This is a genomic window from Bradyrhizobium amphicarpaeae (genome assembly GCF_002266435.3).
Lineage (GTDB): Bacteria > Pseudomonadota > Alphaproteobacteria > Rhizobiales > Xanthobacteraceae > Bradyrhizobium > Bradyrhizobium amphicarpaeae.
The window spans coordinates 6,995,376-7,011,102 of record NZ_CP029426.2; the positions used below are offsets into that span (position 1 = coordinate 6,995,376).

Annotated in this window: 16 protein-coding genes and 1 tRNA gene; 8 read left to right on the forward strand and 9 right to left on the reverse strand. The window is 63.9% G+C overall.

The features are described from left to right. Positions 1–151: 151 nt before the first annotated feature. The 3 genes from CIT40_RS32760 (at position 152) to CIT40_RS32770 (ending at position 4,528) form a co-directional block, all read left to right on the forward strand. The gene (locus CIT40_RS32760) at positions 152–3,274 is read left to right on the forward strand and encodes an EAL domain-containing protein (RefSeq protein ID WP_162307789.1); all 3,123 of its coding nucleotides are present in this window, start codon (positions 152–154) and stop codon (positions 3,272–3,274) included. Between the two features lie 125 nt (positions 3,275–3,399). Further along, positions 3,400–4,389 (forward strand): sensor domain-containing diguanylate cyclase, encoded by a 990-nt coding sequence (locus CIT40_RS32765; protein WP_414645436.1) that lies wholly within the window; start codon positions 3,400–3,402, stop codon positions 4,387–4,389. A gap of 62 nt (positions 4,390–4,451) precedes the next feature. Next, positions 4,452–4,528 (forward strand) — tRNA-Arg (locus tag CIT40_RS32770). 25 nt (positions 4,529–4,553) lie between these two features. Here CIT40_RS32770 and CIT40_RS32775 read toward each other — a convergent pair. Next, positions 4,554–4,763, reverse strand: coding sequence for a hypothetical protein (locus tag CIT40_RS32775; RefSeq protein ID WP_028139576.1), 210 nt, complete (start codon positions 4,761–4,763; stop codon positions 4,554–4,556). 94 nt (positions 4,764–4,857) lie between these two features. Further along, positions 4,858–5,301 (reverse strand): TspO/MBR family protein, encoded by a 444-nt coding sequence (locus CIT40_RS32780; RefSeq protein WP_094894474.1) that lies wholly within the window; start codon positions 5,299–5,301, stop codon positions 4,858–4,860. A 43-nt stretch (positions 5,302–5,344) separates the two neighbouring features. Between CIT40_RS32780 and dinB the strand changes: the two genes are divergently transcribed. Next, on the forward strand, positions 5,345–6,445 hold the full coding sequence (gene dinB / locus CIT40_RS32785; protein WP_094894673.1) for a DNA polymerase IV: 1,101 nt from the start codon (positions 5,345–5,347) through the stop codon (positions 6,443–6,445). A gap of 45 nt (positions 6,446–6,490) precedes the next feature. Here dinB and CIT40_RS32790 read toward each other — a convergent pair whose 3' ends face one another. Then, positions 6,491–6,784, reverse strand: coding sequence for a hypothetical protein (locus CIT40_RS32790; protein ID WP_094894472.1), 294 nt, complete (start codon positions 6,782–6,784; stop codon positions 6,491–6,493). Between the two features lie 204 nt (positions 6,785–6,988). Further along, positions 6,989–7,675: a DNA-3-methyladenine glycosylase I gene (locus CIT40_RS32795; RefSeq protein ID WP_094894469.1), complete on the reverse strand. Its 687-nt coding sequence runs from the start codon at positions 7,673–7,675 to the stop codon at positions 6,989–6,991. 336 nt (positions 7,676–8,011) lie between these two features. Between CIT40_RS32795 and CIT40_RS32800 the strand changes: the two genes are divergently transcribed. The 3 genes from CIT40_RS32800 (at position 8,012) to CIT40_RS32810 (ending at position 11,373) form a co-directional block, all read left to right on the forward strand. After that, positions 8,012–9,406, forward strand: coding sequence for an MBOAT family O-acyltransferase (locus CIT40_RS32800; protein WP_094894466.1), 1,395 nt, complete (start codon positions 8,012–8,014; stop codon positions 9,404–9,406). A 30-nt stretch (positions 9,407–9,436) separates the two neighbouring features. Beyond that, positions 9,437–10,480, forward strand: a complete 1,044-nt coding sequence (locus CIT40_RS32805; RefSeq protein WP_148667249.1) for a hypothetical protein — start codon at positions 9,437–9,439, stop codon at positions 10,478–10,480. A gap of 65 nt (positions 10,481–10,545) precedes the next feature. Next, entirely contained in the window at positions 10,546–11,373 is an 828-nt protein-coding gene (locus tag CIT40_RS32810; RefSeq protein WP_094894670.1) for a metallophosphoesterase family protein, read from the forward strand. On the opposite strand, the gene CIT40_RS32815 is transcribed toward CIT40_RS32810, so the two are convergent. The 5 genes from CIT40_RS32815 to CIT40_RS32835 all read right to left on the reverse strand — a co-directional run bounded on the left by CIT40_RS32815 (position 11,312) and on the right by CIT40_RS32835 (position 14,283). Further along, complete coding sequence (locus tag CIT40_RS32815) at positions 11,312–11,797, reverse strand: Crp/Fnr family transcriptional regulator (RefSeq protein ID WP_094894461.1); 486 nt, start codon at positions 11,795–11,797, stop codon at positions 11,312–11,314. The two genes, CIT40_RS32810 and CIT40_RS32815, sit on opposite strands and share 62 nt — an antisense overlap. A gap of 78 nt (positions 11,798–11,875) precedes the next feature. Next, a complete protein-coding gene (locus CIT40_RS32820; protein ID WP_094894458.1) occupies positions 11,876–12,412 on the reverse strand; it encodes a GNAT family N-acetyltransferase in 537 nt (178 codons plus the stop codon). Between the two features lie 122 nt (positions 12,413–12,534). Next, complete coding sequence (locus tag CIT40_RS32825) at positions 12,535–13,272, reverse strand: di-trans,poly-cis-decaprenylcistransferase (protein WP_094894455.1); 738 nt, start codon at positions 13,270–13,272, stop codon at positions 12,535–12,537. Between the two features lie 32 nt (positions 13,273–13,304). Next, positions 13,305–13,679 carry a winged helix-turn-helix domain-containing protein gene (locus CIT40_RS32830; protein WP_162307790.1) on the reverse strand — a complete coding sequence of 125 codons (375 nt, stop codon included), beginning with the start codon at positions 13,677–13,679 and terminating at the stop codon, positions 13,305–13,307. After that, a complete protein-coding gene (locus CIT40_RS32835) occupies positions 13,666–14,283 on the reverse strand; it encodes a hypothetical protein (RefSeq protein WP_094894449.1) in 618 nt (205 codons plus the stop codon). Before CIT40_RS32835 ends, CIT40_RS32830 begins: the two co-directional genes overlap by 14 nt. Positions 14,284–14,478: 195 nt before the next feature. On the opposite strand from CIT40_RS32835, the gene CIT40_RS32840 reads away from it, so the two are divergent. Beyond that, entirely contained in the window at positions 14,479–15,726 is a 1,248-nt protein-coding gene (locus CIT40_RS32840; protein ID WP_094894447.1) for a S1C family serine protease, read from the forward strand. Position 15,727: the final 1 nt, after the last annotated feature.

Genomic DNA, 15,727 nt, shown 5'->3' on the forward strand with positions numbered 1-15,727 from the left:
GCGGCGTGCCGCGTCAGCGCACAACCGCCACGCGATTCACGCTCCGCTGCATACGGAGGCGGTGGCGCAACTGGATTAATGCTTAGGTAACTGGCTTTCCTAAGGTTTAGGCCATTTGTGCGGTGTATTCGTGTTCCTCCAGGGAGGGGGAATGCGCCAGGTCTTTTCCACGGTGGCAGCCGGAATGTCTCTAGCCGCAAGGAACGGCTGGGAGGCTTTGGCGCGACGTGGTCCCGTCCTGTGGCTGACCCTGTGCGGCGTGTTGCTGGTCGCCGGCATCTTCGGTGTGACCGCCATGGCCGTCGGCGAATTTCGCGAGCGCACCCTGACCAACCGCGAACGCGAGCTGGAAAACACGGTCCAGCTGATCGCCCGGCACTTTGACCAGCAATTCGAGGATTCCGACGTCGTCGCCGCCGACGTGATCGGGCAGATGAGCCTGATCGAGATCACTTCGCCGGCGATGTTCCGCGAGCGCATGTCCGGCCCGGCGGCGCACCAGATGCTGCGCAGCAAGATCAGCTCGGTGTCCTATCTCGGCGATATCGCGATCTACGACGCCGACGGTGAGCTGATCAACTGGTCGCGGCCGCAGCCGTTGCCCAAGATCAACGTTTCGGCCCGGGCATATTTTCAGACGTTCAAGACCAATCCGCAGTCCGAGCCGGTGCTGCTGGAATCCGTCCGCAGCTTCATCATCAACAAATGGACCACGGTCGTCGCACGCCGCTTGACCGGCGCCAACGGCACCTTCCTCGGCGCGATGGTCCGCCGGATCGATCCCGACAGCTACCAGCATTATTTCGCATCGGTCGCGCTTGCCGAAGGCACCGCCATTTCGCTGTTCGATCGCGAGGGCAAGATGCTGGCCCGCTATCCGCATCGCGAGGAGCTGATCGGACGGAGCTTCAGGGATGCGCCCTTGGTGCGGAAAGTGCTGGCCGAGGGCGGCCAGCGGACACTCCGTGGCAAGGGCCCGGTCGATGGAGAGGAGCGGCTCGGATCGGGCGCGTCGCTGAATCACTTCCCGCTCGTCATCGTCGCCACCAGCACCACGGCGGCAGCGCTGGCCGACTGGCGGCAGCAGACCGGCTTCATGGTCACGACCGCCGCGCTTTCGGCTGCCGTCATCGCGCTGATCCTCTATCTGATCATCCGCCTGATCAACCGGCAGAACCGCGAGGCGCAGGAACGGCTGGAAGCGGAGCGGCTGCGGCTCGACACCGCCTTGAACAACATGACGCAGGGGCTGATCCTCTACGACGCGAGCGGCACCATCGTCACCTGCAACCGCCGTTATGCCGAGATGTTCGGTCTCTCCCACGACGTCATCAAGCCCGGCTGCCACATCCGCGAGGCGATGTACCATCGCAAGGAGCGCGGCGCGTTCGACGGCGACGTCGAGGCGTTTTGCACCGATGTCATGAGGGTCGTTGCCGAAGGCACGGTCTCCAGGCGCACGCATCAGCTGGCCAACGGCCGCGCCTTCCAGGTCATCAACACCCCGCTGGCACAGGGCGGCTGGGTCGCCACGATCGAAGACATCACCGAGCGCCGCAACCTCGAGCAGGAGCGCGACCGCAACCACACCTTCCTGCGCGAGATCATCGACCATATCCCGTCGCAGATCACGGTGAAGGACGCCCGCACGCGACAGTACCTCCTGCTGAACGGCGTCGCCGAGCAACTATTCGGCCAGTCGCGCCAGGACGTCGTGGGCAAGACCGCTTTCGACATCTTCCCCGAGGCGCCCGCCGCCCGCATCACCGAAGACGACACCAACGCGCTGCAATCGGCCAACGGATCGTTCAAGGACGAACACGCCTGGCAGATGCCGGGCAAGGGGATGCGCTACATTACGTCGACCCGGATCGGGATCCGTGACGAAGCCGGCGAGCCGCGCTATCTCATTCATGTCATCGACGACGTCACCGACCGGCGCCGGGCTGACGAGAAGATCGCGCATATGGCGCATTACGATGCGCTGACCGACCTGCCGAACCGCACGCTGTTCCGCGAGCAGATCGAACGCGAGCTGGCGAAGGTCGCCGACGGCCGCCAGTTCGCGCTGCTCTACATCGACGTCGACGAATTCAAGGGCATCAACGATTCGCTCGGCCATCACGTGGGCGACGAGCTGTTGAAGCTGATCGCAAGCCGTCTGCGCGGCTGCCTCAAGGAGGGCGACCTGATCGCGCGGCTCGGCGGCGACGAATTCGCGGTGATCCAGACCGGCATCCAGTCCTCTGCCGAGGTGCTGGCCTTCGTAACCCGGATCTACCAAGCCATCCGGCAACCCTATCATTGTCTTGGTCATCAGCTCTCCACCGATGCCAGCGTCGGCATCGCGCTGGCGCCGCAGGACGGCACCGATCTCGACCAGCTCATCAAGAATGCCGATCTTGCGATGTACGGCGCCAAGGCCGAAGGACGCCGCACCCACCGCTTCTTCGAGCCGGAGATGGATGCGAGCGCCAAGGCGCGCCTGAGCATGGAGCAGGATCTGCGGCAGGCGCTGGTGAACGGCGGCTTCGAGATTCACTATCAGCCGCTGGTCGACCTGCGCACCAACGAAGTCTCGGGTTGCGAGGCGCTGCTGCGCTGGCGTCACCCCGAGCGCGGCATGGTGTCGCCGGCCGAGTTCATTCCCGTCGCCGAGGACACCGGCCTGATCACCGAACTCGGCGACTGGGTGCTGCGCATGGCCTGCAACGAGGCCGCGACCTGGCCGACGCATATCCGCGTCGCCGTCAACGTATCGCCGGTTCAGCTCAAATGCGACACGCTGGCGCTGCGGATCGCGGGCGCGCTCGCCGCTTCCGGGCTGGACCCGCGCCGGCTCGAGATCGAGATCACCGAGGCCGTGCTGATCCGCGACGACGAAGCCGCGCTCTCGATCCTGCACCAGCTCCGCTCGATCGGCGTTCGCATCGCGCTCGACGATTTCGGCACTGGCTACTCCTCGCTCAGCTATCTCAAGCGCTTCCCGTTCGACAAGATCAAGATCGACCGCTGCTTCGTCGCAGACATCGCGGAGACGAGCGGCGCGCCCGTGATCGTGCAGGCGGTGGTGAACATCGCCACCGCCAGCAACATGACCACGGTCGCCGAGGGCGTCGAGACCGAGGCGCAACGCGATATCCTGCGTGCGCTCGGCTGCACGCAGATGCAGGGCTATCTGTTCAGCCGGCCGGTGCCGGCCAGGGAAGTGCGGAAACTGTTCGGCTCGCGTGACGGCTTGCCCGGAGCCTCGCCGGTGGCGGCGGTGGCCTGATGGCGAAACCAGGGACGTCGTCAAGCAAGTCGCCGGGAAGGACATCAGGCAAGACGCCGACCAAGTCTTCAGCCAAGTCTTCGGCCAAATCCGTCGACGTCGCGGATTCCTATGCCGTGCGGCTGATGCAGCATCTGGTGGTACCGACTTTCGTGATCGACCCGAAACGTCGTGTCGTGATCTGGAACAGGGCTTGCGAGCGGTTGACAGGCCTCGCCGCGTCCGAGGTGATCGGCACCAGCAAGCACTGGCAGGCCTTTTACGAGACGAGGCGCCCCTGCCTTGCCGACCTCGTCGCGCTCGATCGGCCGGAGCGGCTCCCGGAGTTCTATTCGGAATATGCCGCGCGCGGTCATAACGGGCTCGGCTTTTCCGCGGAAAACTGGTGCACGATGCCGAAGCTCGGGAGCCAGCTCTATCTCGCCATCGACGCCGGTCCGATCCACGATGAGGCCGGACACCTGATCGCCGTGGTGGAGACGCTGCGCGACCTCACCGACCAGAAGCGCGCGGAGATGGCGCTGAAGGAGCTCGCGACCAAGGACGGGCTGACCGGCCTGTCGAACCGCCGCGCGTTCGACCAGATGTTGATGAGCGAATGGGCTCGCGCCCACCGCACGCAGAAGCCGCTGGCGCTGCTGTTCGTCGACGTCGATCATTTCAAGCTGTTCAACGACCATCACGGCCACCAGACCGGCGACGAATGCCTGCGCGCGATCGCTTCGGTCGTCAGCCGGCATGCCGTGCGCCCGCTCGATATCGCCAGCCGCTATGGCGGCGAGGAGTTTGCGCTGATCCTGCCGGACATGGATTGCGAGACCGCCTGCGTCATCGCCGACGCGATCCGCTGCGCCGTGATCGCCTTGCGGATCACCCACGGCGCCATGGGCGCCGGCGACCACGTCACCCTCAGCGTCGGGGTCGCCAGCCACATTCCCGGCGGCGCCGACGGCGGGCCCGACCGGCTGCTCGGCGCGGCCGACGAGGCGCTCTATGTCGCCAAGCGCCTCGGCCGCAACCGCGTCATCTGCGCCGAAAGGGTGCTCGCCGAGTTCGCAAGCCTCGGCCGGGAGGCCGCAGCGGTTCCGGGCCCCTTCCGGCGCAAAACGGCCTAAAGCGCAATGTGGCGAGAACCGGTTGCCCGCCCCGCGCCAATCGGCTAAATGAGCGTCGACTAGCACCCGTAGCTCAGCTGGATAGAGCGTTGCCCTCCGAAGGCAAAGGTCACACGTTCGAATCGTGTCGGGTGCGCCAGTTTTGCCGCCGTTTCAGGCCGCCCTCACGTCAGCATCGCGACGATCGCCTGGATCTGGTCGGAGGCGGACGAAACCAACCCGTCATATGAGGTCTGGCCGTGCGCGGCGGCGTTCAGGATGCATTCGGCGACCGCCGCTTTCAGGCCGAACACCGATTGATGCGCCGGTACGCTTGCCATCACCGTCTCCAGCGCTTGGCGCATGGTATGAATGAGCTCGGAGCTGTATTGCATGGGCTGTCCTCCGTGTACTCATATTAGATCGCATCACCATGCTTGCCACTCACAAGCCTGAGATTGCTGTTTGAATCGGTCGAGACCGAATGTCTCAATTCAAACGCCAGATGGCCGCATTGAGTACGCCGGCAAACGCGACCCAGGCTGCGTAGGGCACGAACAACGCGGCCGCCAGCCTGTCTCGTGATGCCTCGATGCCGATGTAGCTCACGATCGCGACGAACATGCCGACGAGGATGACGAGCGCGGCGCCGATCTGGTGCATCGTGAACATGACCGGCGACCATGCGAAGTTCAGCGCAAGTTGCGCCGCCCAGGCCAGCATGGCCTTGCCCGACGGCTCGCGGCGAAAGGTCCGCCAGCCCGCGATGGCGATCATGAGGTAAAGGAGGGTCCATGCCACCGGGAACGCCCAGTTCGGCGGCACGAAGGCCGGCTTGGCGAGGGCGGCATACCAGTCTCCGGGGAGATTGGTTGCGCCGATCAGCCAGCCGATGCCGACCACGCCCACCACGAACGACAACAGCTGCAGCATCCATCACCTCGCGCATCCCGTCGCGCAATTGTATCATCTTTCCATGAGCGAATCCGACATGGTGACCGGCGAAGCCCCGCCCGTCCGCAAGATCATTCATATCGACATGGATGCCTTTTATGCGTCGGTGGAGCAGCGCGACAATCCGGAGCTTCGCGGCAAGCCGGTCGCGGTCGGAGGCTCAGCGGAACGCGGCGTCGTCGCGGCCGCCAGCTACGAGGCGCGCCAGTTCGGCGTGCGCTCCGCGATGCCATCGGTCACGGCGAAACGGCAGTGCCCCGATTTGATCTTCGTCAGGCCGCGCTTCGAGGTCTACAAGGCGATCTCCCGGCAGATCCGCGACATCTTTGCCGAGCACACGCCCGTCATCGAACCGTTGTCGCTCGACGAGGCCTATCTCGACGTGACGGAGAACCTGCAGGGCATCCCGCTGGCGCGCGACATCGCGCTGAAGATCCGCGGGAAGATCAAGGCCGAGACCGGTCTCAACGCCTCGGCGGGCATCTCCTACAACAAGTTTCTCGCGAAACTCGCCTCCGACCATCGCAAGCCCAACGGTCAATTCGTGATCTCGCCGGAGATGGGACCGGCTTTCGTCGAGACGCTGCCGGTCGGCAAGTTCCACGGGATAGGCCCGGCGACGGCTGCGAAGATGAACGCGCTCGGCCTGTTCACCGGTCTCGACATCCGCAACCAGACGCTGGCGTTCATGAACGCGAATTTCGGCAAGTCGGGCGCCTATTATTACTGGATCTCGCGCGGTGTCGACGAACGGCCGGTTCGCGCCAACCGGATCCGCAAGTCGATCGGCGCGGAGACCACGTTCTCCACCGATCTCAGCGAGCTCGACGCGCTCGCAATCGAACTGAGGCCTCTCGTCGACAAGGTCTGGCGCCATTGCGAGGCGACGGGTCACCGCGGTCGCACCGTCACCTTGAAGATCAAATTCGCCGACTTCGAGATCATCACGCGCAGCAGATCCGTCCCGGCGGCGGTCGCACGCCGGGACGATCTGGAACGGCTGGCCAGCGGCCTGCTCGCAATCGAGATGCCGCTGCCCAAGCGCGTCAGGCTGCTGGGGGTGTCGCTGTCTGCGCTCCAGGCCGGGGACGAAGCGGAGCCACAACTGACGTTCGGCATTTGAACGAGGCCGGAGGCGATCCGCTCCGACATATCCGGCCCGGGCGGATCAATGCCGCACGTGCTCGAACACGACGATCACGCCGGTCGGCTCGGGCTCGTGCGCCATCAGGCGCGTCAGGTCGGAATCGCCCCAATCGGCGAGGCTGACGACTTCACCGCTCTGCCGATCGGGACCGGGCGATGGTGTGGGCTCGAGGACCTTGAGGCCCATCTCGTCGACGAAGAAGGTATGCTCGCCGAACATGCTGTTGAGCTGCGGCATGGCCGGATGTTCGTCGGGCAGCACCTGAGCGCCGAGCTGGTTGACGGTCTGCTTTACCTGTTCGGATGTGAGCTTCATGAGCTGCTCCGTTTCTGTCACGTCGGGTTTCATTGAGCTGAGCCAGCGGGCGTTCCCTGCGTCGCTATTCGCCTGGCTCAAACTCCCGAACAGGTGCAGCGCACGAATGTTCCGGCAAAATTTAATTCGTGATTGCGCGTTGCGACCGCCGCGCTCGCGGCACGAGATCGCCACACTGCGCACATCATTGGAGGGAGGGGAACGCTATTCGCTGCGGCTTTCACCGATGGAGAGCGCGCAGATGCGCGACAGATAAGTATAGGGCAAGCCGGTCTCCGCGGCCCAGGCGTTGAACTGCGTCTGGACCTTGGCGAGATCGCCCTTCGACTTGACCTGTTCGGCAATGTCGAGACCGGCATCGCGCAGGCAGGCCACCACGTCCCCGGACGTCACAAAACCGTCCCAGCCGAGGAAGCGCAGCAGCATCTGCCCGGTGTTGCCGCCGAGCCGGCTGCCGCGCCTGGTCATGAGATCGAGCAGGCCGATCTCGTCGGACGAGGGCCACTTCGTCAGAAACCTGCCGAAGCTGCCATGCTCCTTCGCGATCTCCTGCACGAAGGCGGCGTTGTCGCGCACCGACATGATCTTGGCACCGTTGCGCACGATGCGCGCATCGCGCAGCAGGCCTTCCCAATAATCCTCAGGCTGAAACGTAAGCTTCGCCGGCTGGAAATGCAGGAAGGCGTCCTCGAAGCCGTCCCATTTCGACTCGATCACGCTCCACGCAAAGCCGGCGCAAAATACCCGCTTGGTCATTTCGGCGAGGACGCGGTCGTCGCCGAGCCTGGCCAACCGCTTGAGATCCGGCTTTGCCGGCATCAATTTCTCCAACGCCTTGGGCCCGCCCTTGCGCTTCTCGGCGCGGGCACGAATGGTCTTGAAGGAGGTCATGCGGACATCCGTGTTGAGGGTCCGTCACGACATCAGAATTCGCTCCAGAGGTCCAGTTCCGCCGTGATGGAAATGCCTGATGCCGGGGCGCCAGGCGCCATTCATCGAGCGCTCGGCAGACGACGTCGCCCCGTGACCGGACACGCCCGCGGATGGCGGTTGCTTTCATCTCATAGTTGTTATTGGATGCCTCCACCAGTGAGGCAGCCTCAGTCACCGCCTCGCCGGCCCGTGGTTTATCTGCGCAATCCCGGTAGCACCCTCCGCTCGCATCGTTTTCAGACTGAGCAGAACGACGAGCGGCGGCGCGACCCAATAATGTGAACCATTTCTGCAATGTCCTTTGTCTCCGTGGCGTTCCTCTGTCTAGTTCCCGCGACCTTCCTGCTCTACCACGCCACCTCCCGGCTCGCGCTTCAGAACGTCATCATCCTGGCGGCAAGCTACGTCTTCTACGGCTGGTGGGACTGGCGTTTTCTGCCTTTGCTGGTCGGGATTTCCCTCGTCAACTACGCCGCAGCGGTTCTGATCGCCGCGAGCCCTCACGAGCACACAAGAAAGCTTCTGGTCTTTTCCGCGGTCGCCGTGGCGATCATCGTGCTCGCGATATTCAAGTATTTCAGCTTCTTCGTCGATTCGTTCGCGACGATCGCGCAACACGCGGGTCTCAAACCGAACCTGCCGACGTTGCGAATCATCCTGCCGCTGGGCATTTCCTTCATCACATTCCAGGGCATCGCCTATGTCGTGGACGTCTATCGCGGCAAGCATGTCGCGGAGAGAGACCTCGTCAAGTTTCTCGCCTTCAAGGCGTTCTTCCCGCAACTCGTGGCGGGACCGATCGAAAGAGCCAGCAATCTCCTGGATCAATTTTCCAAGCCGCGACAATTCACGGCCGATCATGCCGACCGCGCACTCTGGCTCCTGATCTACGGCTACGCCCTGAAGGTCGTGGTCGCCGACAGCCTGGCGATGATCGTCGATACGCTCTTCATTCCGGATCAGCCCTTTGGATGGTCGGTCGTGCTCGCCACGATCGCCTTCGGCATCCAGATCTACGCCGATTTCAACGGCTACAGCCTGATCGCAAAGGGCGTCGCGCTGCTGTTCGGCTTCGAGCTGACGTGGAACTTCCGCTACCCCTACTGGTCGGTCTCGATCAGCGAATTCTGGCGGCGCTGGCACATCAGCCTCAGCACATGGCTCCGCGACTATTTGTACATCTCCCTCGGCGGAAACCGTCGTGGCGAGATGATCACGAACCGGAACTTGATGCTGACCATGGCTTTGGGAGGACTTTGGCACGGCGCGTCGTGGACGTTCGTTCTCTGGGGACTGCTCCATGGCACCGCGCTTGCGCTATGGCGCAAATTGCCCGGCGGGGATGAGCCGCCTTCGACGATTGCTCGCGGCGCCGGCTGGGCCGTCACCATGCTGATCGTATTCGTCGGCTGGTTCCTCTTTCGGGCGGCAAATTGGAATTTGCTGGTCGGCATGCTCAGTGCGCTCAGGAATTGGGAATGGGCTCCGGTGCACAGCGCCGTCGCGCTCGCGGTTCTGTCGCTGGCAGCCCCGCTGATGCTGCTGGAATGGCAGCTGCAGTCGCACGGAGACTATTTCCTGATTCGACGCCCTGCATGGATGAAGTATCCGCTGTTTGCAGCCCTGGCGGCGATGACGATCGCGGCGTCCGGGCACGTCAACGCAACCTTCATCTATTTTCAGTTCTAGGCCATGCTGAAACGCGCGATCCAACCGATCATGAAGTCGCCGCTGACCAATGCACTTCGGCTTGTCGCACGCAGGTTCGTTCCGGTCGCGGTCTTGACGGCTCTCATCCTCGGAATCGCAAGTTTCATCCACGGGCGGAGCAACCATCAATGGTCTCGCGGAATCGAGACCTACATCGTCCTCGAGCAGGTCAGGCGTTCGGAGCGGCTGCCTGCATCCGATCTGGCCTTTCTCGGCGACAGCTCCTGCCTGTTTGGGGTTCACGTCCCGACCTTGTTGCACGCGTTTCCGGGATCCAACGTCGAGGCGTTTTGCACCATCGGCTATGTTGGCCCGGATGGCTACGCCGCGATGCTCGACAAGATGATCGCCCGCGGTCGCCAGCCGAAGAAGCTCATTCTGGTGTTCAATCCGATCCAGTTCGAGCGCGATCCAAGATGGAATGAGTGGCCGGCCTTCATCAGAAACGACCGTTTCGAACTTCCTTCCGGCCTGGGCTTTCCGGCCGGCGGTCTCGAATATATCCGACTGCTGATGGAGCGCGCCGTGTACACTCCGCTTCCAGGCGCTTATGCGATTTATTACGGCGGCAAGGACCAGTTCATTTCGACCATCTGGAATGAGCACGGTGGCGCGATCGAGCCCAACCGAATGCTCGATATTCCTTCGCTGGAGGCGTTCAGGGCCACGCTGCCCGGCCACGTTCTTCTCAAGCCGCTCCCCGCCTCAAAACCGTTCGTGATCAACGCGGAATTCGAGAAGGCGCTCGACTCCCTGTCCGTAACGCTGTCGAAGCTCGACCGGTCCAAGGTCTATCTCGTCATCTCGCCGGTCAATTCCGTCAATGCTCAGGGCGGCCCGCAGAGCTTCCACACCGAGGCAGGCAAGAGGATTGCGGCTCGGCTTGGCCTCGATCAATCGCACTTCCTGGATACCCCGGACGTGATGCTGGACATCCTGTATGCGCACTATCCCTCGCATTTGCATCGATGGGCGCGGATGATCTACACTGAGCAACTGGCGAAGACTCTGGCTGATCGGGGAATCCTCGAACAACATCAGGCGACTGATTGATCGGCCGGCCGGCCGGCACCGTCAATTTGCAAGTAATTCGATTTCTCTTGACCAACGGATTTTCGATGCGTTGCCTGGTCGTTGCCGACCTGCATTATTCGCTGCCGCAGCTCGACTGGCTGGTCAGCGCGGCTCCGCAATTCGACCTCGTGATCTTCGCCGGCGATGCGCTCGACATCGGTTCGATGGTGGATTTCCGGGCCCAGATCGTGGTGGTGAAGAAGTACCTCGCCCTGCTCGCCGCGAAGACCCGCGTGATCCTCTGCTCAGGCAATCACGACCTCGACGACCGCAACGCAGAAGGCGAGAAGATCGCGCGCTGGATTTCGGAGGTGCGCGACATCGGCATTGCCTGCGATGGCGACAGCCTCACCATCGGCGACACTCTGTTCACGGTATGCCCGTGGTGGGACGGGCCGCTGGTCAAGCAGCGCCTCATGGCCCAGCTCGGCGACGCCGCTTCCGGCCGGCTGCGACGCTGGATCTGGGCCCATCACGCGCCGCCGGCGGATTCACCGACGAGCTGGGGCGGCAAGCGCTTCTTCGGCGACGTCGAGCTGGTGCAATGGATCACGCAGTACCAGCCGTCGATCGTGATCTCAGGCCACGTGCACCAGTCGCCCTTCATCAAGGATGGCTCGTGGTACGACCGGCTGGGCGAGAGCTGGATCTTCAACGCCGGCCTGCAACCCGGCCGTCCTCCGACCTACATCGTGCTCGAGCTCGACGCGGACAAGGCGTTCTGGCTTGCGGCCGGCGAGGCGCAATGGATCGACCTCAACGCGCCGCTGAAGCGGCCCGCCACGCCCATCGATGCGCCGCCGGACTGGCTCACATCCTTGGATCGGATTGCAGATCCGAGCCTGGCGATACCTCAACCGGCGGCAGGTTGATCATGCTCTGGAGCACCTCGCCGACCATGGCCAGGTGCGTGCCGTGCCCGGCATATTGCCGCTTGAGATCTGCGAGATAGGTGTTGGCAACGTTGAGCCGCTGCGCCAGCATCTTTGCGATGAGCAACGCGACGCCCGGCTCCTGCTTCAGGAACGAGGCGGCATCTTCAAACTCGTAGATGACGGCGTCGGTGCAGGCCCGCACCGTCGCGGTATGCGGCTGCCCCAGCAGCACGGACATTTCACCCAGCACCGCGCCCGGCTCGGTGACGGTGGCGACCACCATGTCGCCCTTGAGCACTTCGAGCTTGCCCTGCATCAGCACGTAGAGATGACCGGTGGTGCCGCCCTCGGTGACGACGACCGACCCGGCCTCGACCTGCCGTTCCGTCCCGCCGCTGCAATAATCCAGAACCGCGCGCATCCTGCGAAAGCTCCCGTCGCTGGGATACCTCGGACACTAGAGCACGATCCATGCCACGCGGCAAATCAGCGCGCAGAGCTAACGCGACAAGCGCTTCGCGAGATGGATCGACTGCCAATCTCCCAGTCCGGTATCGCTGAAGCCTGCCTTCTTCGCCAGGCCGCGCATCTCGGCATTGGTCCGGGCGGTCTCGGCGGCGATCATGTCGTGACCGAGATCGATCGCCCGCGTTTCCATCGCCGTCATCATCCGAAGGCCAAGGCCCATGCGCTGGAAGGCATCCGCGACCGAGATAGCGAATTCGCCGTGCCGGACGGCGTCGTCGTAAGCGTATCGCGCTTCGCCGATGATCCGGCCCTGGCCCTCCTGCCTGAGCTCGGCGAGCAGGGTGAAGTGGTCGAGCCGGTCGGACCTGGCGACGCACTCGGCCGCGACCACGGAGAGATCGGTTCGCGCGCCACTGAAGCGCTTGTTGCGCGATGTCGTGGAGAGGCCGGTGAAATAGAGCGAGAGGCTCTCGACATCGGATTCGCCCGCGGTCCTGATGCAGACCATGCCCTTCGTTTCGGCCAGTTCGACCGGCTCGACGACGGCTCCCGGAAACAGCTGTGACATGCGTGATGCTTTCGGCAGGTTGCTGGGACTTGCAGACCTAGCCGAGGCCGCGCACCATCCGCTTGGACGGTGCTGCCAATCATGCGGCTGAAAACGAACAGCTCGTTTCCACGTGCCGCGCGTCACACACGGGAGAGTGAAGGCACCTCCTCGGGCACGATCGCCTGAAGCCCGCCGAAGCGGCGCTCGCGGCCATGGAATGACGCCAAGGCAGCGGCGAGATCGCCCGCGTCGAATTCGGGCCACATCCGCTCGGTGAAGTGCAGCTCGGCATAGGCGCCCTCCCAGAGCAGGAAGTCAGACAGCCGCTTCTCGCCCGAGGTGCGGATGATGAGATCGACGTCGCGCAGGCCGGCTTCGCCGGTGACGAGCTGCGAGAACGCTTCGCGGGTGAGGCTCGTCAGCGCCGCCGCTTTCGCCGCGGCATTGAGGATGGCATCACGGGCGGAATAGTCGACGGCGATGCGCAAATGCAGCGTGGTGCCTTCGGCGGTGGCGTCTTCGGCGCGCGTGATCGCATTGGCAATGCCGTCAGGCAACCGGTCGCGGCGGCCGATCACGGTGAGGCGCACGCCGTTCCTGACCAGGCTCTGCACCTCGTTGGCGAGATAGAAGCGCAGCAAGGTCATCAGCGCCGCGACCTCGGCCTTCGGCCTCCGCCAATTGTCGGTGGAGAAGGCGTACAGCGTCAGTGTGCCAATGCCCTGCTTTGGCGCGGCCTCGACGACGCGGCGGATCGCCTCGACACCGGCCTCGTGGCCGCGCAGGCGCGAGAGGCCGCGCCGCGTCGCCCATCTGCCGTTGCCGTCCATGATGATGCCGACATGAAGCTTCTCGTTGCGGGACGCATTACTTTGCATCGCAAAGTCTCCGGTCAAAAAAAGGGGAAGGATCAGGTCGAGGCCATACCGAGGCGGCCGAGCGGCGGCGCCTCGCGTCCGGCGGCCTTGGCGGCGTCGCGCACCAGGCGCTCGAGCACGGCGAGATAGTCGAGGAAGCGGCGGCGCCCGGTCTTGGTGAGGCGGCAGGTGGTATGCGGGCGGTTGCCCTCGTAGCCCTTGGTCACCTCGACGAGGCCGGCTTCCTGCAGCACGCCGAGATGCCGGCTGAGATTGCCGTCGGTCAGGCCGCAGAGCTGCTTGAGGTCGGCGAATGCCAGCCCCTTGGGATGTGCCATCAACGAGGTCAGAAGCCCGAGCCTCGCCTTCTCGTGGATCACACGGTCGAGCCCTTCATAGGAGAAGGGCGCGCTGTCAATCTTCGACATCATGGTCTCCGGATGCGACATAGAGAATGCCCGCCATCACCGACTGCCCGATCACGAAGGGCAGGCCCATGGTCCATGGCGAGAGCGTATGGGTCTGGCTCGCGAGCACCACCACCGCGAAGCCGGACACGAAATACCAGGCGCCGGCGAGCGCGACAGTGCGCGGCAGCGAGCGGACGGAGGCGAAAATGCCGAGCGACACCAGGATCTGCCACAGCCCCGGGAGCAGCCACAGCGCCTCGCCCGCGAACTTCCACAACACCACCGCGAGCAGCACACCGGCAACGCCTGCCGGCAGGAACTGCTCGACCGCCTGGTGGATCATGGCGTCGGCCAGACCCGAATGATGGCGGCGCGAACGCGCGCGCATCTCGATCCCGATCATCAGGACGGAGAGCGCGGCGGCGATGAACCAGCCGAAGAAGAAGCCGAGCGGCTCGCCGGTGGGATCGCCCAGCAGCCAGAATTGCAGGATCGCGGTGAGCAGCGCGACGACGCCGGTCGCGGCCATCGTCGCGGGGCCGTAGCCGCGGAACGCGGTCCCGGCCGCAATCTGGCTGCGGATCGCCACGATATCGGCCAGTGCCTTGTCGAGATCGCGCAACGCCAGAGCCTCGTTCCGCCCGTGTTTCCGGGATTACCCGTCCCGTTACTTTGTAATGCAAAGCATATGGCATTGCAAAGCAAACGCAAGCCCGAAAGTCGCCCCGAGGGGATTCCGCCGGCACGGACAACTGTTGGTTGCGCGCCCCCTGTTCCCGCAGGTAAGATGCGGCCCGAAAGCGTGCCGGGGGCTGGTATGTGGCTTAAGTCGTTAATCGTCGCGTCCTTGTTGCAGGTCGGTATTGCCGGAGTCGCCAATGCGGCGGGACCTTTCGGCAGCGTCAATATCGGCAACTGGATCGGCGGCGCCTTCAGCAATGACCAGACCGGCGCCTTCTCCCATTGCGCCGCGACGACGCCTTATGCGAACGGCGTCATCCTCGTCGTAAGCCAGAATGCCGCCGGCACTTGGTCGCTCGCCTTTGCGAATCCCAGCTACCGCTTCAACAAGGGCGAGAACGCCGCGATCGACGTGACCTTCGACGGAAAGGAGCAAGCCAGGCTGTACGCGACGGCGTATCAGTCCAACATGCTCACGGCCATCATGCCGCTGAATGTCGTGCGTACGTTCCAGAAGGCGAGCCTGATGGTCGCAACAGCCGGCCGCGCCGTTCTGAATTTCGATCTGACGTCGACCGGGCCGGTCATCGCGGCGTTGGCCAATTGCGTGAGCAAGGTGAAAGCCGACGGGCTCGACAAGGCCGGCGACTTCGCCAAGGTTGCGGCGAAGCCCGCGGTGGCCGGCGACAAGCAAGGCGCACCTTCTGCCAAGCCGGGACGAACCGGCACCTTGACCGGCACTGGTTTTGTGGTCAGTCCCAACGGACATATCGTCACCAACAGCCACGTGATCGATAGCTGCACCGGGGATATCAAGGGCAATCTCGCCGGTGAGGCCACGATGGTTCTGCGCGTCGTCTCCAGCGACGCGACCAACGATCTCGCGCTGCTGCAGGCGCCGGCAACGGCAGTGTTCAAGGATTTTGCGAAGATCAGGGACCGCTCGATGCACTCCGGCGACCCCGTGGTGGCCATCGGCTTCCCGCTGCACGGCTATCTCTCCTCCGACCTGACCGTGACGACGGGAATCGTCAGCTCGCTCAGCGGCTTCCGCAATCACACCGGACGTTTGCAGATCAGCGCGGCGGTTCAAGCGGGCAACAGTGGGGGCCCCTTGTTCGACTTGTCCGGCCAGGTCGCGGGCATCGTCGTTGCCAAGCTCAACGCGCTCAGGATGATCAAGGAGACCGGGCAGTTGACGGAGAATATCAACTTCGCCATCAAGACCGGCGCGCTGCGCGTCTTCCTCGACAACTCCGTGGTGCCCTACCAGACCGCAGAGCCCAAGGGCGACCTGAAGACTGCCGACATCGCCGCCAACGCCCGTGCCTACACGATGCTGATCTCGTGTACCGGCACGGAACAGGCGGACGCGAAGCGGTAGA